This is a genomic window from Corynebacterium sp. MSK218 (assembly GCF_030232655.1).
Lineage (GTDB): Bacteria > Actinomycetota > Actinomycetes > Mycobacteriales > Mycobacteriaceae > Corynebacterium.
In genome coordinates, this window is sequence record NZ_JASPGN010000001.1 from 271,615 (window position 1) to 296,658 (window position 25,044).

The following is a 25,044-nucleotide window of genomic DNA, read 5'->3' on the forward strand; positions in this document are numbered from 1 at the left end:
CTCCAGGGAGGAGACGAAGCGGTCTTTTGTTAAGCGCCTAGCGCAGAATTACTTCTTCAGGCCATCGATGATGTCGTTGAAGGCAGCGACTGGGCGCATGGTTTGGTTGAGCTTCTCCTCGTTCGGGGCGTAGTAGCCGCCGAGGTCGACGGGGGAGCCCTGGACGTCGAGAAGCGCCTGCTCAATCTCGCCTGCCTTGGCCTCGAGGGCCTCAGCAACTGGCTTGAAGGCCTCGGCCAGCTCGGCGTCGTCAATCTGTGCAGCCAGCTCCTTGGCCCAGTTGAGGGTCAGGAAGAAGTGGGAGCCGCGGTTGTCGTTTTCGCCCACCTTGCGGGACGGGGACTTGCCCTCATCCAGCAGGGTTTCGGTGGCCTTGTCCAGTGCTGCGGCCAGGACGCCTGCCTTGGCGTTGCCGTTGGTGTTGTGCTCGTGGCGGAAGGACTCAGCCAGGGCCAGGAACTCACCGAGGGAATCCCAGCGCAGGTGGTTCTCCTCCTGGACCTGCTGGACGTGCTTCGGGGCGGAGCCGCCGGCACCGGTCTCGAACAGGCCGCCGCCAGCCATGAGCGGAACTACGGACAGCATCTTGGCGGAGGTGCCCAGCTCGAGGATGGGGAAAAGGTCCGTGTTGTAGTCACGCAGGACGTTACCGGTCACGGAGATGGTGTCCTCGCCCTTGCGGATGCGCTCGACGGAGATCTTGGTCGCGGTGACCGGGTCCTCGATGGAGATGTCGAGGCCCTCGGTATCGTGATCCTCAAGGTACTTCTTGACCAACTCGATGAGGTTGGCGTCGTGGCCGCGCTCCGGGTCGAGCCAGAAGATAGCCTTCATGCCGGACAGGCGGGCACGGTTGACGGCCAGCTTGACCCAGTCCTGGATCGGGGCGTCCTTGGTCTGGCAGGCGCGCCAGATGTCGCCAGCTTCCACGTCGTGGGAGATGAGGGCCTCGCCCTGGGAGTTGCGAACCTCAACGGTGCCCGCAGCCGGGATCTTGAAGGTCTTGTTGTGGGAACCGTACTCCTCAGCCTTCTGCGCCATGAGGCCGACGTTCGGGACGGTACCCATGGTGGTCGGGTCGTAGGCGCCGTTAGCCTTGCAGTCCTCGATGACGGCCTGGTAGACGCCAGCGTAGGAGGAATCCGGGATGACGGCGAGGGTGTCCTGCTCCTCGTCGTTCTTGTTCCACATGTGGCCGGAGGTGCGGATCATGGCCGGCATGGAGGCGTCAATGATGACGTCAGACGGAACGTGCAGGTTGGTAATACCCTTGTGGGAATTGACCATGGCGAGGTCAGGGCCGTCGACAAGCGCGGCGTCGAAAGCAGCCTTGATCTCAGCACCATTCTCCAGCTTGTCCAGGCCCTCGTAGATAGCGCCCAGGCCGTTCTCGCCGTTGAGGCCAGCGGCCTCGAGCTCCTCGCCGTACTTCTCAAAGACGTCAGCGAAGAAAGCGCGCACGACGTGGCCGAAGATGATGGGGTCAGAGACCTTCATCATGGTGGCCTTGAGGTGAGCGGAGAAGAGAACGCCCTCCTCCTTGGCGCGGGCAACCTGTGCCTTGAGGAACTCGTCGAGTGCCTTGGCGGACATGAAGGTGCCGTCGATAACCTCGCCCTTGAGCACCGGCAGCTCCTCCAGCAGAGTCTGGTCGCCCTCGGCAGTCTTCAAGACGATGGAGAGGGTGTCCTCCTCCGGCATGATGACGGACTTCTCGTTGTGGCGGAAGTCGTTAGCGTCCATGGTGGCCACGTTGGTCTTGGAATCAGCAGACCACGCGCCCATCTTGTGCGGGTTCTTCTTAGCAAAGTTCTTGACCGCAATCGGAGCGCGGCGGTCGGAGTTGCCCTCACGCAGAACCGGGTTCACAGCGGAACCCTTAACCGCGTCGTACTTCTCCTGTGCCTCTTCGTACTCCGGAAGGTCGAAGCCGGCGGCCTGCAGCTCAGCAATGGCCTTCTTCAGCTGCACGAGGGATGCGGAGATGTTCGGCAGCTTGATGATGTTAGCTTCCGGGGTTTTCGCCAGCTGGCCAAGCTCTGCCAGGGCGTCGGAGACCTTCTTGTCACCAAGGCGCTCCGGGAACTGGGCCAGGATGCGGCCGGCCAGGGAAATGTCGCGGGTCTCTACCTCAATACCTGCGGTGGAGGCGAAGGCCTCCACAACCGGCTTGAAAGAGTAGGTCGCCAGCAGCGGCGCCTCGTCGGTGCGGGTCCAGATAATCTTAGCCATGGTTCTCCTCGATTAGTTGAAAACTGTTCAACCTCACAGGATACCTGTCTTGTTATCGCCGCGTGGCGGCCCCCGTGTGACACGTACCACCTGTGGGGGAGGGTTGTTGACTTGGCACAACCTTCCTGTCTGAGCTTACGAGCCCCGTAGGAGAAGTACTAAGGTCTGCCCACGTGAACCCGATGAAGCCAGCCACTCGCATCAAACGCCGTCCCGTCCCGCGCCAGACGGAAATTTCCGCGTCGCGCCGCACCATCGTCATGATCGCCATGGCGTTGGGCGCCTTCGCCATCGGCACTACAGAGTTCACCTCCATGGGCCTTCTACCCCTCATCGCGGATGATTTCGGCATTACGGAAGACACGGCGTCGGTAGTCATCTCCGTCTACGCGCTTGGCGTCGTCGTGGGCGCGCCGGTCATCGCGGCACTCACGGGCAAGCTTCCGCGCCGCCGACTCATCATCTTGCTCATTGGCTTTTTGCTTGTGGGTAACCTGCTCACGGCCGTAGCACCGAACTATGGAGTCCTCCTCGCAGCCCGTTTCATCGCCGGTCTGCCGCACGGCGCCTACTTCTCCGTAGCTAACCTAGCAGCGGTCTCGATGGCGCCTCCCGGCCGTCAAGGTTTTGCTATGTCGATGGTCGGCATGGGCCTGTCCGTTGCCACCGTGATTGGTGTGCCAGCAGCCCAGGCGTTGGGCCAAGAGCTCGGCTGGCATGCGGCGTACTTCCTAGTCGTGGCCATCGCGGCGCTGACGATGGTGCTGCTCTTTTTCCTCTTCCCGCACATGACGCGTATGCCGCAAACGGATATGTTTACTGAGCTTGGCGCGCTGAAAAACAGCCAGGTCTTGCTCACCGTATTCCTCGGCACCGTGGGTTTCGGCGGTATGTTTGCTGTCTATACCTACATCACGTGGACCATGACGGAGGTCGCCGGCATGGACCCGAGCCACACGTGGCTTGTGCTCATGGCGTATGGCATCGGCATGACCACCGGCAACGTCGCCGGCGGTTGGTTGGCGGACCGCAACCTGGAATTCGGCATCATTTTTGCACTCATCTGCATGGTTGGAGTGTCCGTGACCTTCTACTTCGTGGCGCACAACGCGTGGGCCGGCACAATTGTCTTCGGCGTCTTGGCCTTCTTTGGTTCCATCCTCGTGCCGTCGCTGCAGCTGCGCCTGGTCAACGTGGCGGGGGATGCGCAGACCCTCGCGGCGGCGTTGAATCAGTCCGCCCTCAACATCGCGAATGCGGCCGGCGCTGCCATTGGCGGCGTGGTCGTGGGCGCGGGCTACTCCTATAACTCCACCGCGCTGGCGGGCGCTGCTCTGGCAGTGTCCGGCATTCTTACCTGGTTTGTCACCATGTGGGACAAGCGCCGCCTGGGCCCTTCCGTAAAGATCATCGAACACCGTTAGACTGACCGGCATGAGTTTCACCATCGCCTCCGTCAACGTCAATGGCATCCGCGCGGCCTGCAAACAGCGCAATGACGACAACCCCGGTATGAATGCGTGGCTGGAGACCACGCCTGCCGACGTCGTCCTGATGCAGGAGGTGCGCGCCAATCCCGAGCAGACTCAGAAGGCCCTGGCCCCGGCCCTGGAGGCTGGATGGAACCTGGTTCAGGCCGAATCCGCCGCGAAGGGTCGTGCGGGCGTGGGCATCCTATCGAAGCATGCGCTTGGCGACGTCTCCGTGGGCTTCGGCTCCTTCGCCGAATCCGGCCGCTTCATCGCCGCCACCGTGGAAGGTGTCCGCGTGGCTTCTTTGTACCTGCCTTCCGGTGATGTGGATTCCCCGAAGCAGGATGAAAAGTACCTCTTCTTGGATGAGTTTTCTGAGGTTTTGGATGACATGGCTGAGGCCTCCCCGGAGGCCGTTATTGGCGGCGACTGGAACATCTGCCACCGCGCCCAGGACTTGAAGAACAACAAGGCCAACGAGAAGAAGTCCGGCCACCTACCGGAGGAGCGCGCCTTCATGGACCGCGTCTTTGGCTCCTTCCCAGATGCTGAACCCCAGGCCAAGAAGGGGCTCGGGAACTGGCTCGGCGTGGTGGACTATGACGCGAAGACCACATGGGAGGCGACTGCGGACCCGCAGTGGTTTGACGTCGCCAGGCGCCTGCACCCGGAGGCGGACGGGCCCTACACGTGGTGGACCTACCGCGGCCAAGCCTTCAACAACGATGCAGGCTGGCGCATTGACTATCAGGCCGCCACGAAGGCCATGCTGGAGCGCGCGCAGCGCACCTGGGTGGAGAAGGCGCCGACTGTGGAGCAGCGCTGGTCTGATCACTCTCCGCTTCTCGTCGAGTATAAGTAGCCGAATACAAGTAGTGGTACGATAAGTCCGAATTAACGTCCTTTCTATATCGCAGGAGATGCTCATGACCCGCGCACTTATCTTTTTTGTCCTCGGCGCAATTCTGCTCGCCCTGGGTATCTGGTGGTGGACCATTGTTGGCCCGTCCTTCGCCTTCCTTGGACCGATTGTCCTCCAGGGCGTCGGTGGTGCATTCATGGTGGCCGGTTTCGCGGTCATGATGGACGTTATTAGCCCGACCTCCCGCAAGATTTAAGGCCCACAACGCCGCGCGGAGGCGGCGGCAGAGTAGAGTAGTCAACCATGACTGACTCCACTTCTGCATCGTCCTCCGCATCCCGAGTCCTCTCGGGAATCCAGCCCACGGCGGATTCCTACCACTTGGGCAACTACCTCGGAGCTCTCAAGCAGTGGATTGACCTGCAGGAGAGCTACGAGGCTTTTTACTTTATCCCGGACCTGCACGCCATCACGGTGGAGCAGAACCCGGAGGAGCTGCGCCACCGCACTATCGCGGGTGCCGCCCAGCTCATCGCCTTGGGCATTGACCCGGCGAAATCTACCCTCTTTGTGCAGTCCCACGTGCCCGCGCATGCGGAGCTGACCTGGGTACTGCAGTGCCTGACCGGTTTCGGTGAAGCCTCCCGCATGACCCAGTTCAAGGACAAGTCCTCCAAGCAGGGCCAAGACCGCACCACGGTGGGCCTGTTTACCTATCCCATGCTCATGGCCGCCGATATTCTTCTGTACTCACCGCACTATGTGCCGGTGGGGGAGGACCAGCGCCAGCACCTCGAGCTCACTCGCAACCTGGCGGAGCGCTTCAACAACAAGTACGGCGAGGTTTTCCGCGTGCCGGAGCCTTTCATTCCGGAAGGCTCGGCCAAGATTTATGACTTGCAGGAGCCGACCTCCAAGATGTCGAAGTCGGGTGCGAACCCGAAGGGCATTGTCAATCTTCTCGACGCCCCAAAGACCTCCGCCAAGCGCATCAAGTCCGCCGTGACCGATGACCTTGGTGTGGTGGCCTTTGACCGCGAGAAGCAGCCGGGCGTGTCCAACCTGTTGGCTATTCAGTCTGCGCTGACGGGCGAGAGCATCGATGCCCTCGTGGAGAAGTACGCAGGCCAAGGTTATGGCCACCTCAAGGTCGATACGGCCGAAGCCCTAGAGGCGTTTACCACTCCGCTCAAGGCTCGCTACGACGAGCTCATGGAGGACCGCGGCGAGCTCGAGCGAATTTTGGCCGCGGGCGCTGCGCGCGCGACGGAGATTGCTTCCCCGCTCGTGGACAAGGTCTACGAGGCAGTGGGCTTCCTCCCCGCACGTCGCGCCTGAGTTGGTTAGCATGTGAGGGACGTTTAATAGACAACATAAAAGGGGTGTGCCCGTGGCACCAACGACACGCACTGATGAGAAGAAGACCGATGAATACGGTATCGAGCGCGCGCACGCTGATGAACCGGGTGCGGTAGACAAGGCCCGTGAGAAGTCTGGCTTCATCGACCACATTATGAAGATGCTGGACCGCTACGGCAGCCAAGGCGGCAATCAGTTTGCCGCGGGTATCACCTACTTCTCGGTTCTGGCTATCTTCCCCATTTTCATGCTCGTTGTCGCCGGTGCGGCCACGGTGCTGGCCAACCGCCCAGACTTGATGCAGCAGTTGGAAGAACAGATTGCCAACTCTGTTTCCGGTGATCTCGGTGATTCCATTACCGAGCTGCTCAAGACAGCCATCGATCAGCGCGGCGCCATGTACGGCATCGGTGGTCTGACCACCCTGTGGTCCGGATTGGGCTGGATGAACAACCTGCGCATCGGTATTTCTGCAATGTGGATGCAGGATCCTACTGACGCTCCTGGCAACTTTGTGACCAAGAAGCTCAGCGACCTGCTGGGTCTTATCGGTCTGCTTGTCGCCTTGGTGATTGCATTCGGCGTTACCGCGGCTGGTTCTTCTGGTTTGACCCAGAAGGTCTTTGAATGGGTAGGTATTGATGCCTTCCCAGGCATGGATGCAGTGCTTGTTGTGGCCGGTATTGTCATTGGCCTCATCGCGAACTTCTTCGTCTTCTGGTGGATGGTGGCCTTCCTGCCACGCACCAAGGTGCCCACCAAGTCTGGTCTTATCGGTGCGCTTATCGGCGCTGTAATCTTTGAGGTCCTGAAGCAGCTGTCCACCGTCATCATGTCTTCGGCGACTGGCAACCCGGCGGGCGCAGTCTTTGGACCGGTCATCGTCCTCATGGTTGTCATGTACCTGGTGTGGCGCGTCGTGCTCTACGTATCTGCCTGGACCGCCACCACCGAGGAATCCCTTGAGCTGCTCGAGCCGCCAGTCCCAGCCCAGGCAGTCATCCGCGTACGCAACGAAATCAAGAAGGGCCCGAACACGGGCGTAACCCTGGGCGCAGGTGCTGCCCTGGGTGCGGTTGCTGCCAGCGCTGTGGCCCTGCTGCGTCGAAAGTAGGCTTGTGCTTCCCGAAACCCCTGCACCGAACCTGTATACCCACTTCACCCTGGACCCGCAGGCGACGTCGAACGACCTTGGCGTGCAGCTCGCGGCTGCCGACGCCAACCTAGAAGACATCGGCTACATCCCCGAGGATGTCGAGCGCCAAGAGATAGCGGTGGCCGCCCGCATTCTGTGCGAGCCGTCGTCCCGCGCCACCTACGATCAGGGCCTTGAGAGCGGGCGCCAGCCAACGTGGCGCCAACTGGAAGAGTTCGCGGAAACGGGGCGCTGGCGCACTGAAGCTTCGAGTACAGACGCTTCGAGTACAGAAGCTTCCAGCGCAGAAAGCTTTAGCCCCGAATCTCAGCCTGTTTCTGTCGACCCCAGCCCGGCTCCGTCTCAGGACTCCCAGCGCGCTACCCCCGGCAACCGCGTGCTTATGGCGATTCTCGATTACATCATTGCAGCCGTCGCCGTCTCAGCCGTTGTGAGCTTTGGCCTCTCTGACCCCAATGCCCACGCCGCCCTCGTGATGGGCGCATCTAGCCTGTTTAGCGTGGCCTACTACCTTGTCTCCGAGGTTTACCTCGGTGCTACGCCAGCAAAGCTGATCGCTGGTTACACCGTCCGTGATGTGACAACACACAAGAATCTCACCTGGCAACAGAGCATTCAGCGCAACTGGTGGCGTGTGGCCTCCCTCGTGCCGCTCATTGGACCACTTGTGGCTTTGGTTGGCGCGCTTTACGTGGTCACCACCATTGGCCCTAAGAACGCGCTGCGCGGCCAGCACGACATCATGGCTAACGCCGAAGTAGTGAAAAAGTAGCCACGACCACCACGAGCAAGGCGACGAGCCCCGCCACCATCCAACCGATCCAGCCCTGCGAGTCCTCGAACGATGAGGATGAGCGGGGCTGAGTCGTTGCTGGGGCCTCGGTAGAGGTAGGCGGAGTGGGTGTCGGAACGACTGTGGTTTCCTCAGCCGCCTGGGCTGAGAAATCCTCCAGCTGGCCTACGCCATGGCCGGGGGTGACGGTGGAGGATTCGTCGAGAAGCATCTGCGCCTGCTCCCAGGCCCTAAAGCCGTGATCGACGGTGGTGTCCAGGATGACGGCCTGGAGGCGCCGCCCGTCGCGATCAATGGCGCCGACGAAGGTGTGCTGCGCGTCCTCGGTATAGCCGGTCTTGCCGCCGATGCCATCGGGGTCATTGAGATAGAGCCCGTTGTCATTCCAGAGTTCGTAACCGGGCATCTCGCCCCAGCCGGGAAAATCCACGTGTTCGGTGTCGACGATGCGCGCAAAGGTGTCATTGGCAAAAGCCTCGCGATAGATGAGCGAGATATCCGCGGCAGACGTCGACATTCCCGCGGCATCGAGCCCCGAGTAACTCGCCGCGACGGTCGAGCGTGTGCCAATCTCGCGAGCCTTCTCATTCACCTTGCGGAGGGTGTCCTCGTCGCCACCCAGCGCGGTTGCCAGAGCATGCGCGGCATCGTTGCCTGAGGCCATGAGCAGGCCCTGCAACAGTTGCTCCACCGTGTAGGTGCCCTCCGGACCAATGCCAACGGCGGAACCTTCGACAGAAGCGTCTTCCATCGTGGCGGTAATGCGCTGGTCTAACGGGAGCTCCTCAATCACCACGAGCGCCAGCAGGGCCTTGATGATTGAGGCTGGGCGGTAGCGCCCATTGGGGTCCTTCATCGCGATGATCTCACCCGAGTCAAGGTCACTGACCATCCAGGCTGAGGCCACAACATCTTTGTTGACCTTAAAACCACGTGGCGCCGTGACCCCGCAGGCGGCGCCGTCCACCGGCGGCAGGGGAGTAGGCGTGGCCTGGCCGGGGGCGAGCTCCTCAGAGGTCGTGCTCGGCTCGGCCGGGACGAGCGAGTGCGGGCAGGAATCAGTATCGGGTGCCGTGGTACGTGTGGGCAAAGACGATGATGTCTCGTCGGATTCCTCCGCGTACGCCGGTGGGGTGATGAGCAGCGTGAGGGTAGCGATAAGCGCGGAGACATGTTTCATAACGTGCTTAATCCTAGACCCCGCCCTAGGATGAACCCATGCATGACGCACCTTTGATTAGCCCCGAAAACAAGGACTCTGGAGCCGAAATTTTCGCCTCCCTGCCCAAGGTCACGCTGTTCGTACCGCTGCCGACGGACGCTTCCACCCCGGAGGAGCTGCGCGCGGCCACTCGTTCCGTGGTGCAGGCGCTTGTCGACGACCACGTGGTCTACGCCGAACTCCGCCTCCCCGCCGACTCGTTCCCCTTCTCACGCGATGAGGCCCTAGCGGCAGCCGCTGAGGGTCTTGAGGTGCCGGGGATCGACGCGCGACTGGTTGTGCACGGAAAAGCATCCGAGCATGCGGCGGGCGTAGTCCTGAGTGATCTCACGAAGGCCCCGGCGCTGCGCGAGGAGTTCATTCCGTGGGAGTTCGATGCCGCGTCTTATGACGACGCGGTGGCGGCTGTGCGCGCGGGTGCCACCCGTCTTGTTCACGCGACGGATCTCATTGATGATTTCAGCGCTGACCTTGATGGTGTTCGCCCGGGTAAGGCGTCGGCATGGGTACGTGATCGCCGCATTGCTCTGACTTTCGCGCCCCTTGAGGAGCTTCCGGCCGAGGAGCTCGCCGACCACCCCCTGCCGCTTTTGCAGCAGCTCGGCTTCACCTGCACCGTGGCGGGCGACAAGCTCAGCGATGTCTTCGTGGCACTCAGTGAGGCCTTTGGTTACGGCCTGGAGGAGTTCTTCGACCTGACCATCAAGGCTATCGAGAACTCCTTCGCCAGCGAGGAGGACCGTCAGCGCCTCATCGAAGAGGAAATCCTGCCCGCATATGAAGACCTCGCGGACCCGGAGTTTGCTGAAGACGCTGACGTTGCAGACGACGAAGAAGACCTCTCCGCCACTGACTAGGCGCTGATTAACTAGGCGCTCATTAGAAGCGCGAGAAGCGCTTGGTCAGCATCTCTTCCAAGCCCTTCCAGGACTCCGCATGCTCGGTGTAGGGCTTGGACGGCACATAGCCCGCATGCTCGGTGGAACCCAGCATGTAGCCCAGGTAGTCCTGGAAGCGCGGGTTCTGCAGCATGTAGGAGTTGATGGAATCATCGCCAGCCCAGTCGGCGGCATCGGCGCAGATTTCATAGCAGCGGCCCATCTGGTCGCTATCAACAGACTCGGGACCCTTCTCAATGTCACGGACAATACCGTTGAAGGTGTACTGGTTATCCGGGTGAACGGTGACCTCGAGCTCGCCCGCATTGGCTGCAGCAACTACTTCTTCCCAGGTGGAGACCTTCGCTAGGTCGTGGTCATCGTTTTCCATGATCCAGCGGGTGAGCACCTTGGAGGTAGGGAAGGTGAAGATTTCGCCCCACTTACCCAAGAAGACCGGCTTGCCATCCAAGTAGGTGCGCAGGGTATAGACCGACTTCTGGTTAGCGGTGATCTTGACCGGGTCAATACCGGCAGCAGCCCACGGGGAGCTGTCATACGGGTCAGCTGCCTCAGCGGCGGCCTTGCGCTCTTCTTCGGCCTTCTTGCGGGCCTCGGCAGCAGCTTCCGTGGCCGCGGAGATGCGGGTAGCAGCGTCTGCCGTGGCATCGTCAGCAAAGTCAGCGGAGGGCACGATCTTGACTACCTTGTCGAGGTCCTCAATAACCTCGCGCCAATTCGCGAGAACGACGCTGCCCACGCCAGACCACTCGTTCATACCTGCATCGCCGGCGTAATGATCCGCTCCGCGCGCAGGGTTGCGCAGGATAGAGTGCGAGGCAAAGAAAATAACCGTGTGCTCTGCGGCGGAGACCTCAGCGAGAGCATGCGCAATCTCCAAACAGCGAGCAACCGAGGATACGTTCTCGTGGCTGGGGCGGCCAGCCAGGTACTTCGGCATTCCGATGAGATCATAGACGTGCTTCTTGTCCGGCACGACTCGGTCCGCAGCCTGGGAGTTAAAGACTTCCCACTTGGGGTGGTCAAGCAGGTCATGCTTCTTGTCTGATTCGAGGAAGCACAGCATGTCGGCTTCGGTGTGGAACAACAAGACAGACTCATCATCACCAAGGAAGGCCTGCCATTCGGAACCATTCTGACGCCACTTCGGCGCCCACAGGGTATAGAAATCGCCCTCAGACAAAGAGAGCTGGACGGGGACAATCGCGCGTGTGTTCATGGGGAAACAGTCTACCCTGTGGGCCTCCAGAAGCCTTTGAAAGCCATCCCCATGTTGTTGGTGCGCAATGGCCCAGTCTGTACCGGGCTTCCCGCTTCAACGATTTGTCCGTCGCCGGAGTACATGGCGACGTGCCCGTCCCACACCACGAGGTCACCCGGCTGTAGCTCTTCGGCGCTGACTTGCCGGCCCACTGTCTGACTTTCCGCGGTTCGGGGCAGCTCCACTCCGGCTTGCCGCCATGCCCACTGTGTCAGCCCGGAACAATCGAAGCTTCCGTTGCCCGTTCCTCCCCATCCGTAGGGTGTTCCCACCTGCGATAGGGCTGCCTGTGCTGCGGCCTGTCCCTGCTCGGAACCGCCTTCGACTGCAGGTTCCCTAAGCGCATGGCGCGCCACGGTGACATCAGTGCTGTCCTGGCGGCCGCGGACTGCGGGCCGTACGGCACGCTGGCCGATCGGCACTAGGGGAGCGGCTGCCTGGAGTAGTTCCCCAGCAAGGCGTTTGATGCGCATCATGGCTTTGCCTATGTACTCCATGGCCAGAGCTTGCAGTGCGGAACGTGCAGCGGCCTGCGCTGCTGGGTTCGGGATAAGTAATCCAAGGGTGAGCGGAAGGCCGCGCTGTAACAGCTCGAATCCAAGCCCCACGAGATCCCGAATTGTTGCCGAAATCAAACTCCGCGCAGAGCCCAGTGCCGAATGCACGGTGGAGATGTCCTCGGCGGCCTGGCGGGAGACGTCGAAAAGCGCCTGCGGGTCTCCATGCGCAATCTCTGCCAAGGGGCCCGCAGCAGTGAGATCCGGAACGGTGGGCAATCCCACATTAGGCAGCTGTGCTGGCTGCATGCGAGCGATCTGGGCAATAGCTGATTCCAACATCACAGGCTCCCACACGTGCTGGCGAGCGCATGATCGGCGTCCTCAGCCTCACGCGCCATGAGGAAACTTGACTCCGCCACCGCAGCGGCATCAGCTCTGACCTGGGTAAGCCGAGCAGACAGGTTCTCTAAGGCTGCATCGAGTGCACTCGTAAAACCCTGTAGGACGGGGTCATTCGGCAACACAGGAGGGGGAGTAGGGGAGCCTTGAGAGGCCTCAACAAGCTCGTGCGCCAAGCGACGCGTGTATTCGGTATCAATGGCAAAGGTATCGAAGTCAGTCATGTCCTATTAGACTGCCCAACCTGCCAATCGGTTCCCGCCCAACTCTTATAGAGTGGTGGTCATGGATATCCACGTTGTAGACCACCCCCTCGCCACATCCCGCCTCACGCTTATGCGCGATGCCCGCAGCGACAACGCCGCTTTTCGCGCTGCCCTGCGTGACCTCGGCGCCATGCTTGTCTACGAGGCAGCCCGCGACCTCCCCGTTGAGCATTTCGACTGCACGACTCCCGTTGCTACTGCAGACGGCACGCGCCTGCAGGACCCGCCGATTGTCGTGCCCATCATTCGTGCTGGCCTGGGCATGGTCGACCCGGCTCTGTCGATGATTCCTGATGCCCAGGTGGGATTCATTGGCATGGCGCGTGATGAGACGACGCACCAGCCGGTCCCGTACCTTGAAGCCTTGCCGGAGGATCTCAGCGGTCGCAGTGTTTTCGTTGTCGACCCTATGCTCGCCACGGGTGGCTCCCTTCTGCATTCCCTCAAGCTGTTGGCAGATCGAGGTGCCACGGATATCACCGCCATTTGTATGGTCTCCGCGCAGCCGGGCGTTGATGCCCTCGCCAACTCTGGCCTGCCGGTTCGCCTCGTGACTGCGGCTATCGACCCCGAGCTCAACGACGATGCCTACATCGTTCCTGGCTTGGGTGATGCTGGCGACCGCCTGTACGGTCCGCGCAATATCGATCTTTAAAAGTCACCCTGAGAAACCGCAGACCACTCAGTATATCTACTGTTTGACCTGCCCGACTAACTGAACCGCATGGTCTAGTTGTAGACTCTTCCCCAAAGAAAACCATGGAGGAGGAAGCAGTGATCTCAGATTATGTGAGTGAGTGGTTCACCAACCACCGCGCAGAGGTCATCGCGTGGCGCCGTCATATTCACCGCCACCCGGAAACCTCCAATAATGAGGTGGAAACCACTCGCTTCCTTGCCCGCACCCTGCGTGAGTATGGCCTGAAGCCGCAGCTCTTTCCTGAGACAGGACTCATGGTGGACATCGGTCCTGACACGGAACTTGGCCGTTTGGCATTCCGTGCGGACATCGATGCTCTTCCGGTTACTGAGGTCACCGGGCTCGAGTACACCTCTGAAGTGCCCGGTGTCATGCATGCGTGTGGCCATGACATTCACACCACCATTGCGCTAGCCACTGCCTGTGCACTGGCCGATTTCCATCGCGAGCACCCCCTTGACTTTGGCATCCGCGTGATTTTCCAGCCCGCCGAGGAAGTGTGGGTCGGCGGTGCCACTGATGTCATTGAATGGGGCGCGCTCGAAGGTGTGAATTCGATTTTCGCCGTCCATGTTGAGCCTAAGCTTCGCGTCGGACGCATTGGCGTTCGGGCGGGCGCTATCACCTCGGCTACCGATGTGGTTGAAATCAACGTGACCGGTCCTGGTGGCCACACCTCGCGCCCACATTTGTCGGCGGACGTCGTCTATGCGTTGGGCAAACTCCTGACTGATTTGCCGGGACTGTTGTCGCGCCGCGTTGACCCCCGTACCGGTACGGTCCTGGTCTTTGGCCAGGTCAATTCAGGATATGCGCCGAATGCCATTCCGGAGACCGGCACTGTGTCTGGCACGATGCGCACAGCGGACATTGGCATCTGGCGTGAGATGCAGACTCTGTTCTCTGAGCTCGTGGAGCAGGTTCTGGCGCCGTTGGGCGTTGAGCACGAGTTGGTCTACCACCGAGGGGTTCCGCCGGTGCTGAACGACGACGTCTCAACCGCCCTCCTCGCCAGTGCCGCCCAAGCCATCGACCCACAAGCCGTGGTCCAAGCGCCGCAGTCCTCAGGCGGTGAGGATTTCTCCTGGTACCTCGAAAAGGTTCCCGGCTCCATGGCCCGTCTGGGCTGCTGGTCTGGCGAAGGTGAGCAGCACGATCTCCACATGGGCGATTTGGCTCCAGATGAGCGGGCAATCGGCGTGGGTGTCAAGCTCTTTGGGTCGGTGGCGGAACAGTTCGCCAACGTGGAGGATTAGGGCTTTAAGCATTACACTGTGACACGGATTTCCCAGAATTTAATTTAAGGAGCGACATTGTCACAGGAAGCCCCCCGCATCGTAATCATTGGTGGAGGCCCCGCTGGCTACGAGGCCGCGACTGCCGGCGCCAAGTACGGCGCACATATTACGTTGGTTGAGGAACAGGGCCCTGGTGGCTCCTCCGTTCTTTTGGACTGCGTTCCCTCAAAGTCCTTTATTGCTGGCGCCAACATCCGCACCGACTTCCGCCGCGCTGATGACATGGGCCTTGACAACCAGCTCAGCTCCCTGAAACTGAACCTGCAGGCGCTCAACGGCCGTGTGCAGGCGCTGGCGGCTAATCAGTCCCGCGACGTGCGCGCGGGCTTGGAAAAGATTGGTGTCACGGTTATCGATGGCCGTGCGGCCTTCTCCGAGGACCAGCACGGAGTGAAGGGTGCCGCCCACAAGGTCGATGTCACCCATAAGGATGGCACCACCGAAACCCTTGAGGCGGACCTTGTCCTCGTTGCCACCGGTGCCACCCCACGCATTCTGCCGGGCGCGCAGCCGGATGGCGAGCGCATCCTGACCTGGCAGCAGGTCTACGACCTCAAGGAGGAACCGGAGCACCTCATCGTGGTCGGTTCTGGTGTGACCGGTGCGGAGTTCGTCTCTGCCTTCGCCGAGATGGGCGTGCGCGTGACCATGGTGGCGTCCCGCGATCGCATTCTGCCGCACGATGACGCCGATGCTGCCGACGTCCTCGAGACCGTGCTGGCCGAGCGTGGCGTGGAACTTGAGAAGAACTGCCGCGTGGAGACCGTCTCCCGTACTGAAGACGGCAACGTTGTGGTCAAGACCCAGGACGGCCGCGAGATCCACGGCTCCCACGTCATCATGTCCATCGGTTCCATCCCGAATACCAAGGACCTAGGCCTTGAGCACGTCGGCGTGGCCACCACGAAGTCCGGCCACATTGAGGTGGACCGCGTCTCCCGCACCAACGTTGCAGGCATTTACGCCGCTGGTGACTGCTCCGACCTCTTCCCGCTGGCTTCCGTTGCTGCAATGCAGGGCCGTATCGCGATGTACCACTCCCTGGGTGAGGGCGTGTCCCCGCTGCGTCTGAAGACCGTCGCCACCGCCGTGTTTACCCGCCCGGAGATTGCCGCTGTGGGCTTTACCCAGGCTGAGATTGAGGCCGGCGAGGTGGCTGCCCGCACCGTCATGATGCCGCTGAACACCAACCCGCGCGCCAAGATGCGTTCTCTGCAGCACGGCTTTGTCAAGCTCTTCTGCCGTGCAACCTCCGGCCGCGTCATCGGCGGCGTGATTGTTGCTCCGACTGCCTCCGAGCTCATCCTGCCCGTCGCGGTCGCCGTGACCAACCAGCTCACCGTGAACCAGCTGGCGGATTCCTTCGCGGTTTATCCGTCCCTGTCCGGCACTATCACTGAGGCAGCTCGCCGCCTCGTTGCCCACGACGACCTAGAGTAGGCACTGCTCAAACGCCCCCGAGGGCGGCCCCGACGGCACAAATAAAAGGCAGCTGGTCAGACCAGCTGCCTTTTTTGCTGCGCTTTCTCCGTGCTTTTGCCGCCCCCGCAGCCTAGGCCCGGGGCAGGAAGAGGTAGGCCAGTAGCGCGAAAAAGCCTACGGCCAGGGCCGCCAGGCCCGTCAGGTTGATGGATGCGGTGCCCGTCAGCGCGATGAAGGACCCCACTCCCGCGATGATGAGCGCGGCGCCGAGGCCACCCACAATTTTCGGCATCCGCGGCGCCTGCGGGCGGGCCAGGATGGCTACGAGTGCTGCCACCGTGACTACCAACGCTACCCATTCCATTACTCGAAAAGCTGTACCAAACTCCATGGACATGCAAGCGATCGCGACAACAATCGATACGAGCGAGAGAAAGCATAAAACTCTTGTATTTGTCACCTAAATCATCTTCAATCCGGTGCTCAAGGGGCTAGTCGAAATAAGAAGCGGCAGTGACCGCACCATAATAAACATCGTTTAGTACGGTACCGGTGCGGCCGTTACTCATCAACTCAAAATAGTGTTTTCTTCGATACAAATGTCTTTTTGCCTATATGTGCAGGCCGCTGGGGCTGGCGTTGAGATCGTGGTGCGCCTCGACGCCGGACTGCGGGAAAGCACGCTGGGGGCAGGCGCTGCGCGGGCAGGTGGTGCACCCGGGCCCGATGGGGGTGGCGGCGGCCGGGTTGAGGTTGAGGGCGTCGGAGTAGATGAGCCGGTGGGCCTGGGAGATGTCGCAACCCAGGCCGACGGAGAACTCCTTGCGCGGGGTGCCAAAGGGCTGGACCTGGCCCTGGATGTGGCGGGCGATCCACAGGTAGCTGTGCCCGTCGGGCATGGTGGCGACCTGGCGGGTGATGCGGTTGGGGGTCTCGAAGGCCCGGTGGACCACCCACAGCGGGCAGGAGCCGCCGGAGCGGGAGAAGTGGAAGCTGGTGGCGGACTGGCGCTTGGAGATATTGCCCGCGCGGTCGGTGCGGATGAAAAAGAACGGCACGCCCTGGGCGCCGGGGCGCTGGAGGGTAGCTAGCCGCTGGGCGGTGGCTTCGAAGCTGGTGCCGAAGGCGGCGCCGAGGCGCTCGACATCGTAGCGGAAGTCCTCGGTCTGCTCGAGGAAGGCGGTGTACGGCATGGTCACGGCGGCGGCGAAGTACTGGGCCAGGCCATAGGTGGCCAGGTCGCGAGAGTCGGCATCGGCCAGCTCGGAGACCAGGTTGTCCATGACGTCGCGGTAGGCCAGCAGGCAGTACTGGAGGGCCATCTGGAAGCACAGCTGGGCATCGGTCAGCCCGTCCTGCAGGTCCAGCTGCCGGGTCTCAGGGTCGTAGTGGCGGCGCAGGTGGGGGCCGGCCGCGCGGAAGCGGACCTGCACGCCGAGCTCGCGGTCGAGCAGCGTAGACAGCTGGGTCAGGCGGAACAGGCTGTCGCCCAGCCGGCCGGAGAGCTCCTCGGCCAGGACGTCGAGCTCGTGGATGTAGTTGTTGGCGTCGTAGAAGAAATCGCGCACGACCTCGTAGGAGCCGGCGGGGCGGGAGTCCGGCACGCGCCGGGCGATGTCGACGAGCTCCGGCATGAGCTCGGGGTAGCGGGCGGCGATTTCGGAGAGCGTGGACTCGGGCGCCTGGGGGAAGATGGCGCGCAGATCGGAGATGGTGCGCACGTCTTTGACCGGCGAGAAGTAGGTCGGGTCCACGTCGAAGCGCTGGGTCAGCTGCATCAATACCGTCACGGTCAGCGGACGCTGATCGTTTTCCAGTTGATTGAGATAGCTCGTGGACAGGCCAAGTTGCTTGGCCATGGCCGCTTGAGTGAGCCCGCGTTCCTTGCGTAGCGCGTGGATTCTCGCCCCCGCGTAGTGCTTCGTCATCTCTCGAATCCTCCAAAAATGCTACGTGAACTGGGGTGTCCACAATGTTCGCTAATAACGCAAAGACTTGCAACAGATTTCCACAGTTTACACATGTGGCGGGCCGCACGTTCGGATAATTAGTGTGATGGCTATCGCAGTCGCAGTTATTGCCTAGGAGGAGAACACGTTGATTAACCACGAAGTACGGACCCACAAGTCCGCGGAGGATTTCCCCATCGAGGAGCACCTCGCACACAAGATTGCCAAGGTCGCCACTGATCCGGTCGAGGTCCCGGCTGAGACCACCGAGATGATCATCAACCGCATCATCGACAACGCCTCTGTTGCTGTGGCCTCTGCTACGCGCCGTCCTGTGACCTCGGCGCGAGTGATTGCGCAGGCCCATGAGACGTCGGAAAGCGGCGCCACCATCTTCGGCGTTGACGGTACCTACTCCGCCGAGTGGGCAGCGCTGGCCAACGGCACTGCCGTGCGCGAGCTGGACTACCACGACACCTTCCTTGCTGCGGATTACTCCCACCCGGGCGATAACATCCCGCCGATTCTCGCCGTGGCTCAGCACAAGGGCCTGACCGGCAAGGACCTCATCCGCGGCTTGGCCACCGGCTACGAAATCCAGGTCAACCTGGTCAAGGGTATCTGCCTGCATGAGTGGAAGATTGACCACGTGGCACACCTTGGCCCGTCCGTCGCCGCGGGTATCGGCACCATGCTGAACCTCGACGTGGACACCATCTACCAGGCCATCGGCCAGGCACTGCACACCACCACCACCACCCGCCAGTCCCGTAAAGGCCTGATTTCCTCCTGGAAGGCCTACGCCCCAGCCTTCGCGGGCAAGATGGCCATCGAGGCAGTGGACCGCTCCATGCGCGGCGAAGGTGCTCCCGCCCCGATTTGGGAAGGCGAAGACGGCTTCATCGCCTGGATGCTCCACTCCCCGGAGCGCACCTACACCGTCCCACTGCCGGCTGAAGGTGAAGAAAAGCGCGCCATCCTGGACACCTACACCAAGGAGCACTCCGCGGAGTACCAGGCACAGGCGCCTATCGACATGGCCTTTGCCCTCAAGAAGACCCTGGCGGAGAAGGGCCTGAAGACCGAGGACATCGAGTCCATCGTCCTCCACACTTCGCACCACACGCACTACGTCATCGGCACCGGCGCCAATGACCCGCAGAAGATGGATCCGAACGCCTCCCGCGAGACCCTGGACCACTCCATCATGTACATCTTCGCCGTGGCCCTGCAGGACGGCGAGTGGGATTATGAGACCTCCTACTCGGATGAGCGCAAGCACCGCCAGGACACCATCGACTTGTGGCACAAGATTTCCACCGTCGAGGACCCGGAGTGGACCCGCCGCTACCACTCCAACGACTTGGAGGAGAAGGCATTCGGCGGCAAGGCTGTCATCACCTTCAAGGACGGCACCGTGATTGAGGATGAGCGTGCAGTGGCCGACGCCCACCCGCTCGGCGCCCGCCCCTTCGGCCGCGAGGAGTACATCAACAAGTTCAAGAAGCTCGCCGCCGGCAAAGTCTCGGAAGAAGAGCAGGAGCGCTTCCTTGCCGCGGTACAGGACCTGGAGAATCTCACCGACCTCAACGAGCTCAACGTTCGCCTCACCGACGAAGCACTCGCTACCGCACCAGAAACCCCGAAGGGACTGTTCTAAATGGCTGGTCTGTTTGGCTCCACCATCAGCAACGCAGAAAAGCGCAAGAATTTCCGCGAGGCGCTGAACGCGCCGGGAATCACCACCCTGCCGGGAGCGTTTAACCCGCTCACCGCGCGCCTTATCCAGGACCTTGGTGGTTTCGGCGGCGTGTACGTCTCCGGCGCGGTGTTGGCCAATGACTTGGGCCTGCCGGACATCGGCCTGACCACTCTCACCGAGGTAGCGCAGCGCGCCGGGCACATCGCTCGTGCCACGGACTTGCCGGTGCTTGTCGACGCCGACACTGGCTTCGGCGAACCCATGTCCGCCGCCCGCACGGTTGCCGCGCTGGAGGACGCTGGCCTGGCCGGCTGCCACCTAGAAGACCAGGTCAACCCGAAGCGCTGCGGCCACCTCGATGGCAAGGAAGTAGTGCCGACGGATCTCATGGTTCGCCGCATCACCGCCGCCGTCAACGAGCGCCGCGATGAGAACTTCATCGTCTGTGCCCGCACCGATGCCGCCGGCATCCACGGCATCGATGAGGCCATCGAGCGCGCCAAGGCCTACGCCGACGCCGGCGCGGACCTCATCTTTACCGAGGCCCTGTACTCGCCGGAGGACTTTGAGAAGTTCCGCGCCGCCGTGGATACCCCGCTGCTGGCCAACATGACAGAGTTTGGCAAGACCGAGCTGCTGTCGGCTAAGCGCATCGAAGACTTGGGCTACAACGCCGTCATCTGGCCGGTGTCCACCCTGCGCGTGGCCATGGGCGCTACCGAAGAATTCCTGCGCGACATGCAGGAAACCGGACTGCAATCCGAGGAGTGGCTCGAGCGCATGCAGCACCGCTCCCGCCTTTATGAGCTGGTGCGCTACGACGAGTACAACGCCTTTGACCAGAGCGTGTTCACGTACTCGAAGGACACCTACAAGCCCACTTTTGATTAATACCCCATAACTGCAAAGGAGAAATACCATGTCTGAGACCCCAGAGATCCGCAAGGGCCTGTACGGCGTTGTCGTTGATGAGACCGCCATTTCCAAGGTCGTCCCGGAGACCAACTCCCTGACCTACCGCGGCTACCCGGTCCAGGAGCTCGCCCGCTACTGCTCGTTCGAGGAAGTGGCGTACCTGCTGTGGAACGGCGAGCTGCCGAACCAAGGTGAGCTCGTGCGCTTCTCCGCTCGTGAGAAGGCACTGCGCCACCTGGACCGCCACCTCATCGACCTCATCACCTCCATGCCGAAGTCCTGCCACCCGATGGACGTTCTGCGCACCGCAGTCTCCTTCATTGGTTCCCAGGACCCGGAGGAGTACACCAAGGACTCCGAGCACATCCGCCGCACCGCGCTGGAGCTCATGGCGAAGCTGCCGACCATCGTTGCGCTCGATATCCGCCGCCGTCGCGGTGAGAGCTACATCGAGCCTTCCCGCAAGAAGGGCTTTGCGGAAAACTTCCTGTGGATGGTCTTCGGTGAGGAGGAAGGTTCCCCGGCACTGTCGCGCTCCGATATTGAGGCCTTCGATAAGTCCCTCATCCTCTACGCCGAGCACTCCTTCAACGCCTCCACCTTCGCCGGCCGCGTGGTGACCTCGACGATGTCGGACACCTACTCCGCCGTCACCGCTGCTATCGGCGCACTGAAGGGTCCGCTGCATGGTGGTGCCAACGAGGCTGTGATGAAGAACTTCCTCGAGATTGGTGACCCCGCCAAGGCAGAGGAGTGGACCCTGAACAAGCTCAAGAACAAGGAGCTCGTCATGGGCTTCGGTCACCGCGTGTACAAGAACGGTGACTCCCGTGTTCCGACCATGGAGGCTGCTTTCCGCGAGCTGGCCAAGGATCACGGTCAGGAGCAGTGGGTAGAGATGTACGAGAAGATGGCGAAGACCATGTACGAGAACACCTCCATCAAAATCCAGCCGAACCTGGACTTCCCGGCTGGCCCCGCGTACCACATCCTGGGCTTCGATATTGAGTTCTTCACCCCTATCTTCGTGATGGCCCGCATCACCGGCTGGACCGCACACATCGTGGAGCAGAACGAGAACAACTCCCTCATCCGCCCGCTGTCTGCCTACAACGGCAAGGAGCAGCGCTCCGTTCCGCCGAAGGAAATTTAGTTAGCAGTTGCGCTTGACGACGGGCGCTGTGAGTAGCGAAGGCATGTCATACCAACGCCACTTGCAGCGCCTAGTGCTATTGCGCCTGCAGCTACAAAAAGTGCCTTCCAATCGATAGCAAAGGTGAGACCGTCTCCCATTGCGAGGGCTATGCCAGCAAGGGGGAGGATTCCAGCTATACAGCCAGTAACGATTGCAGCACATGCCAGTGTGGCCGTCGTGAGTACAACGATTCTTAGGTGCCAGGAAGAATCGAGGCCAAGTACTTTGAAGGTGGTCTCGATTGCTTCGGTAGCGCGAGCAAGTTGCCGCGAGAAAACAAAGGTTACGGCTAACGCGCTGAGCAGCGCGGCTGCCAAACTGATGTAGAACGCCCGCGGTGTCGAAGAGGTTTGAACCAGCGGCAGTAGCACGAGCTCGTGGGGGATACGGGCTTGCGCAGCGCTATCAAGAAAGCGCTTTTCTGCTTCTTCGTTGAGTTCCGAAAAGACCCACTGTGTCCCACGTGCCGGTGCGTTGAGTTTCTGCGCCGTGGATTCGAGGATAAACCCTCCAGCTAGTTTCTCCCAGTGAGGTCCGAAATCCGTGCTCAGCGCTGGAAGTGATGTGAGACCTGAGCGTTTGTCCGTGGTGATTGAAGCGTGGTCTTGATTGATGAATCGGTTATCGCGGACCAAAGCTCCGGTCTTAAGAACATCTTTTTCACGGTCCGTGAGCTCTCGGCCTAAGAGCTGCTCTACGTCATGAACGGATTCGACGGTCAGTACACCAAAGGTTCCCGACATCTCCGTGGGCATGTCTAGCGTGGCCTGGACATAAGAAACTCGAACTGGGGCGGGAACACCCAACGCGTGGGCTACGTGCTGAACGGAATCAGCGTCTGTGGCTAGGCCGTCATCGGTTTTCTCTAAAACGTGTGCCTGGTTTGGGGCGATTGTTGACGTCAAGCTGTCGTTTTCACTGGCTGTAAAACTGGCCGACATTGAACTACTGAACACTGCGGTTCCCATGCACAGGACCAACAACGCCAGACCCGTACCAATGAGTTGACGGTGTTTCTCGGCAAATCTAAGAGCCACGCCTGCTGGAGTGTAGGGCCGACTGGTTCGCGGACATTGTGCGAGAAGAAGGGAAAAGACGATGCACAATGCCACGGTTGGCAATGGCACCCAGGTTTCGAACACGTCTGGTCCCAGCAGTGCTGAAGCGACCGTGAAGAGTGTGGCCACAAGGACAATAGCAATCGCACTCCAACGCAAGAATGATGCCGAAGGGGCCGGCAGCGGGATGTCTTTCCAGAACGGATGCGGCTGGGTCGATGGCGCGGTGGCAACACCGCCAATCAGGAGTGCTGCTAGCGAGCTAGCGAGAAGAAGTACTAACCATTTCCACGGAATGAGGACTCCAGGATCAGGCAACCCTGCAAGTCCCGAAATGAAAGGGCGCACGCATTGCGCCAGGCCTGCACCTACAACGAGGCCAAAGACGGAGTACATCAAGGCTGAACGAAATAAGGCGAAAGCACTGGATTTCCACAACAGGAAGGGGGAGATTCCTAACTCGAAGAACCGCCGATTCAATGGGTTAAGCACGTGGTAGGTAACCCGCCACAAGAAGAAGATCAAAGCGCATGGGATGACAACGGCGAACAGGCCGAAGAAAAAGGAATAGCTATCGGCGAACCCTGAAGGTGGTTTTGCGAGGAGGCTTTCGCGGGTGAGGAGCGATGCCGAGAAGGCGTCGTTAAGCGCTGCACGATCAACGAGGTTTGTAGTTTCGAGCTGACTGCTAATGAAGTCGGTGAGCTCGGCAGGAGTCGTTCCTTCGGAACCGAACACAATCGGCCGGACCGAAGCGGAGGTCATGGAATAAGCGTCGGCGTCGATGGTGTTCCATGTTCCCGATGCGCCGTACACCGCTTTCTCCTGGCTGTGGAAGGAATTCGATACAACGCCAACGATGCGGAGCGGTAGCGTGCCGTTGAATGCTGTTGTGTTTTCTCCGAGGCTAAGGTTAACGTCCTCAGTGACGATTACTTCCCCGGGGGCGCTTGGCCAATGGCCCTGAACCAATGCCAACCCAAAATCGGGAGCTTGCTCTTCCCAGTGGGACTCCTCGTAGACAAGGGAAGCTGAAGGATTGCTATCGATATAGAGATCGTAAGTCTCGAGTTGGGTAGTAAAGCCCCTCTCTGGGGAATCAAGTTGCGGCAGCGTCTGTTCAACCACGCCCGCCCGCGTGTACACAGGCACGTCCACCCGCACGGCGTTGTTTCCCAATTCTGACTGCGCCTTCTGCTGTGGGGACAATGTCATGAAGAGATCGGCCGAGACAGCAAATGCGAATAATCCTAAGCACACTGCGATTGCCGCTGCGCCGAAACGATACCGTTTCGAAGAATGCACGACCTTCGTGATCAGTTCATTGAGCATGCGGGGCTGCTTTCCCAAGCTGACCATCGATCAGCGTGTAGGCGGTGCTGCAGTAGTCCAGCATGATGGGATCGTGGCTGGTCGCTATCACGGTTGTGCCAGTTGATGCGAGCTTTTTGAATAGTCGAAAAATGCCATGGGAGTTCTCGGAATCGAGCGCAGCAGACGGCTCATCAGCCAAGAGAATTCGCCGGTTCCCAGATAGTGCTCGGGCGATTCCTACTCTTTGGCACTGGCCGCGCGACATCTCTGCGGGAAATCGTTGAGCGAGTTCTGCAAGTCCTACCTGGGCTAATGCCTCGGAAGCCTTGTCGTGCGCCGTCGTCTCATCGACACCCGCCGCGGAAAGCACAAGCATGACATTTTCGAGCGCGGTGAGTTCATTCATCAACAGGTCGTCTTGATGGACGAAGCCGATTGTGTTGCGGCGCAAGGCAAGTAGTTCCTTGGGAGCAGCGGTGGATACACAGGTATCGAAGACCGAGATTGAGCCTTCATCAATGGGTAGAAGACCTGCAACCGCGCGCAGGAGAGTGGTTTTGCCGGAGCCGCTCTTTCCTGAAATACCGAGAAACTCGCCTTCATCAACCTCGAGGCTTGTGCCTTTGAGAACATGCGTGCGCTGGGCACCTTCGCCCAAATACTTGTGGACGCTAGAAATAGTGACTGAATTCATGAGCTCTTTACAGTAGGGAAGCCTGCGCCATGCTCGTTGGCCGAGGCTCGGGTGGGAACAGGAATGGCTGGTGGCGAGAACGCAACCTACAGTTGGTATCCATCACCACTGCGGGTCCTTCGGAAATGGAGGATGAGGTTGGTTTATGTACTTTATCGAAATATTGCAACCCTAAAGAAGGCATGTCAAGAGGTTTATATCTTTTTGAAAGGGAAGTAATTTCCGCTCGCTTCGGTTCTGAAGTGATGTGGGTTGGGGTGTCAATGGCGTGCAAAGCGAGTCTAGGAAGAAACTAAACAATTTCTGTTGACCTATATGTCGAATTCCGCCTCACGTGAGTACGAAGGGCACTACTCTGAGATCTGTATCGTGCTTA

Annotated in this window: 22 protein-coding genes; 13 read left to right on the forward strand and 9 right to left on the reverse strand. The window is 60.6% G+C overall.

Features of this window, described 5'->3' with window-relative positions:
• Window positions 1-48: 48 nt before the first annotated feature.
• Window positions 49-2,232 (reverse strand): NADP-dependent isocitrate dehydrogenase, encoded by a 2,184-nt coding sequence (locus QP922_RS01365; protein WP_284807457.1) that lies wholly within the window; start codon window positions 2,230-2,232, stop codon window positions 49-51.
• A gap of 182 nt (window positions 2,233-2,414) precedes the next feature.
• Between QP922_RS01365 and QP922_RS01370 the strand changes: the two genes are divergently transcribed.
• From QP922_RS01370 to QP922_RS01395, 6 genes are all read left to right on the forward strand, one after another.
• Entirely contained in the window at window positions 2,415-3,656 is a 1,242-nt protein-coding gene (locus tag QP922_RS01370) for an MFS transporter (RefSeq protein ID WP_284807526.1), read from the forward strand.
• 10 nt (window positions 3,657-3,666) lie between these two features.
• Complete coding sequence (locus QP922_RS01375) at window positions 3,667-4,566, forward strand: exodeoxyribonuclease III (protein WP_284807458.1); 900 nt, start codon at window positions 3,667-3,669, stop codon at window positions 4,564-4,566.
• Window positions 4,567-4,630: 64 nt separating this feature from the next.
• Window positions 4,631-4,822: a hypothetical protein gene (locus tag QP922_RS01380; protein ID WP_070673616.1), complete on the forward strand. Its 192-nt coding sequence runs from the start codon at window positions 4,631-4,633 to the stop codon at window positions 4,820-4,822.
• A gap of 47 nt (window positions 4,823-4,869) precedes the next feature.
• Window positions 4,870-5,904 carry a tryptophan--tRNA ligase gene (trpS, locus tag QP922_RS01385; protein WP_070673617.1) on the forward strand — a complete coding sequence of 345 codons (1,035 nt, stop codon included), beginning with the start codon at window positions 4,870-4,872 and terminating at the stop codon, window positions 5,902-5,904.
• 52 nt (window positions 5,905-5,956) lie between these two features.
• Window positions 5,957-7,039 (forward strand): YhjD/YihY/BrkB family envelope integrity protein, encoded by a 1,083-nt coding sequence (locus tag QP922_RS01390; protein ID WP_284807460.1) that lies wholly within the window; start codon window positions 5,957-5,959, stop codon window positions 7,037-7,039.
• 4 nt (window positions 7,040-7,043) lie between these two features.
• The gene (locus tag QP922_RS01395; RefSeq protein WP_284807461.1) at window positions 7,044-7,853 is read left to right on the forward strand and encodes an RDD family protein; all 810 of its coding nucleotides are present in this window, start codon (window positions 7,044-7,046) and stop codon (window positions 7,851-7,853) included.
• Here QP922_RS01395 and QP922_RS01400 read toward each other — a convergent pair.
• On the reverse strand, window positions 7,828-9,054 hold the full coding sequence (locus tag QP922_RS01400; RefSeq protein WP_284807463.1) for a D-alanyl-D-alanine carboxypeptidase family protein: 1,227 nt from the start codon (window positions 9,052-9,054) through the stop codon (window positions 7,828-7,830). The two genes, QP922_RS01395 and QP922_RS01400, sit on opposite strands and share 26 nt — an antisense overlap.
• A gap of 38 nt (window positions 9,055-9,092) precedes the next feature.
• Here QP922_RS01400 and QP922_RS01405 point away from each other — a divergent pair, with 38 nt between their 5' ends.
• On the forward strand, window positions 9,093-9,953 hold the full coding sequence (locus QP922_RS01405; protein ID WP_284807464.1) for an amidohydrolase family protein: 861 nt from the start codon (window positions 9,093-9,095) through the stop codon (window positions 9,951-9,953).
• A gap of 22 nt (window positions 9,954-9,975) precedes the next feature.
• On the opposite strand, the gene QP922_RS01410 is transcribed toward QP922_RS01405, so the two are convergent.
• The 3 genes from QP922_RS01410 to QP922_RS01420 are packed head-to-tail and all read right to left on the reverse strand — an operon-like array spanning window position 9,976 to window position 12,379.
• Window positions 9,976-11,214, reverse strand: a complete 1,239-nt coding sequence (locus QP922_RS01410) for a SatS C-terminal domain-containing protein (RefSeq protein ID WP_284807465.1) — start codon at window positions 11,212-11,214, stop codon at window positions 9,976-9,978.
• Window positions 11,215-11,225: 11 nt separating this feature from the next.
• Window positions 11,226-12,095 carry a C40 family peptidase gene (locus QP922_RS01415; RefSeq protein ID WP_284807467.1) on the reverse strand — a complete coding sequence of 290 codons (870 nt, stop codon included), beginning with the start codon at window positions 12,093-12,095 and terminating at the stop codon, window positions 11,226-11,228.
• Window positions 12,095-12,379 carry a hypothetical protein gene (locus QP922_RS01420; protein ID WP_284807468.1) on the reverse strand — a complete coding sequence of 95 codons (285 nt, stop codon included), beginning with the start codon at window positions 12,377-12,379 and terminating at the stop codon, window positions 12,095-12,097. The genes QP922_RS01415 and QP922_RS01420 overlap by 1 nt, the downstream gene beginning before the upstream one ends.
• 61 nt (window positions 12,380-12,440) lie before the next feature.
• On the opposite strand from QP922_RS01420, the gene upp reads away from it, so the two are divergent.
• The 3 genes from upp to QP922_RS01435 all read left to right on the forward strand — a co-directional run bounded on the left by upp (window position 12,441) and on the right by QP922_RS01435 (window position 15,859).
• Window positions 12,441-13,076 carry a uracil phosphoribosyltransferase gene (gene upp / locus QP922_RS01425; protein ID WP_039673948.1) on the forward strand — a complete coding sequence of 212 codons (636 nt, stop codon included), beginning with the start codon at window positions 12,441-12,443 and terminating at the stop codon, window positions 13,074-13,076.
• 104 nt (window positions 13,077-13,180) lie between these two features.
• A complete protein-coding gene (locus tag QP922_RS01430) occupies window positions 13,181-14,377 on the forward strand; it encodes a M20 family metallopeptidase (RefSeq protein WP_502869578.1) in 1,197 nt (398 codons plus the stop codon).
• Between the two features lie 57 nt (window positions 14,378-14,434).
• Window positions 14,435-15,859, forward strand: a complete 1,425-nt coding sequence (locus QP922_RS01435; RefSeq protein WP_070673627.1) for an NAD(P)H-quinone dehydrogenase — start codon at window positions 14,435-14,437, stop codon at window positions 15,857-15,859.
• A gap of 112 nt (window positions 15,860-15,971) precedes the next feature.
• Here QP922_RS01435 and QP922_RS01440 read toward each other — a convergent pair whose 3' ends face one another.
• Together QP922_RS01440 and QP922_RS01445 are read right to left on the reverse strand one after the other, a co-directional pair.
• A complete protein-coding gene (locus tag QP922_RS01440) occupies window positions 15,972-16,205 on the reverse strand; it encodes a hypothetical protein (RefSeq protein ID WP_284807472.1) in 234 nt (77 codons plus the stop codon).
• A gap of 247 nt (window positions 16,206-16,452) precedes the next feature.
• On the reverse strand, window positions 16,453-17,769 hold the full coding sequence (locus QP922_RS01445; protein WP_284807473.1) for a short-chain fatty acyl-CoA regulator family protein: 1,317 nt from the start codon (window positions 17,767-17,769) through the stop codon (window positions 16,453-16,455).
• Window positions 17,770-17,938: 169 nt separating this feature from the next.
• Here QP922_RS01445 and prpD point away from each other — a divergent pair, with 169 nt between their 5' ends.
• Genes prpD through QP922_RS01460 form a run of 3 tightly spaced genes read left to right on the forward strand, consistent with a single transcriptional unit; the run spans window position 17,939 to window position 21,560 of the window.
• The gene (prpD, locus tag QP922_RS01450; protein ID WP_284807474.1) at window positions 17,939-19,450 is read left to right on the forward strand and encodes a 2-methylcitrate dehydratase PrpD; all 1,512 of its coding nucleotides are present in this window, start codon (window positions 17,939-17,941) and stop codon (window positions 19,448-19,450) included.
• Window positions 19,451-20,383: a methylisocitrate lyase gene (prpB, locus tag QP922_RS01455; protein WP_284807476.1), complete on the forward strand. Its 933-nt coding sequence runs from the start codon at window positions 19,451-19,453 to the stop codon at window positions 20,381-20,383. It abuts the gene before it with no gap.
• A gap of 28 nt (window positions 20,384-20,411) precedes the next feature.
• The gene (locus QP922_RS01460; protein ID WP_284807477.1) at window positions 20,412-21,560 is read left to right on the forward strand and encodes a bifunctional 2-methylcitrate synthase/citrate synthase; all 1,149 of its coding nucleotides are present in this window, start codon (window positions 20,412-20,414) and stop codon (window positions 21,558-21,560) included.
• Here QP922_RS01460 and QP922_RS01465 read toward each other — a convergent pair.
• A complete protein-coding gene (locus QP922_RS01465) occupies window positions 21,557-23,992 on the reverse strand; it encodes a BatD family protein (protein ID WP_284807479.1) in 2,436 nt (811 codons plus the stop codon). The two genes, QP922_RS01460 and QP922_RS01465, sit on opposite strands and share 4 nt — an antisense overlap.
• Window positions 23,982-24,668, reverse strand: a complete 687-nt coding sequence (locus QP922_RS01470) for an ABC transporter ATP-binding protein (protein ID WP_284807480.1) — start codon at window positions 24,666-24,668, stop codon at window positions 23,982-23,984. The genes QP922_RS01465 and QP922_RS01470 overlap by 11 nt, the downstream gene beginning before the upstream one ends.
• Window positions 24,669-25,044: the final 376 nt, after the last annotated feature.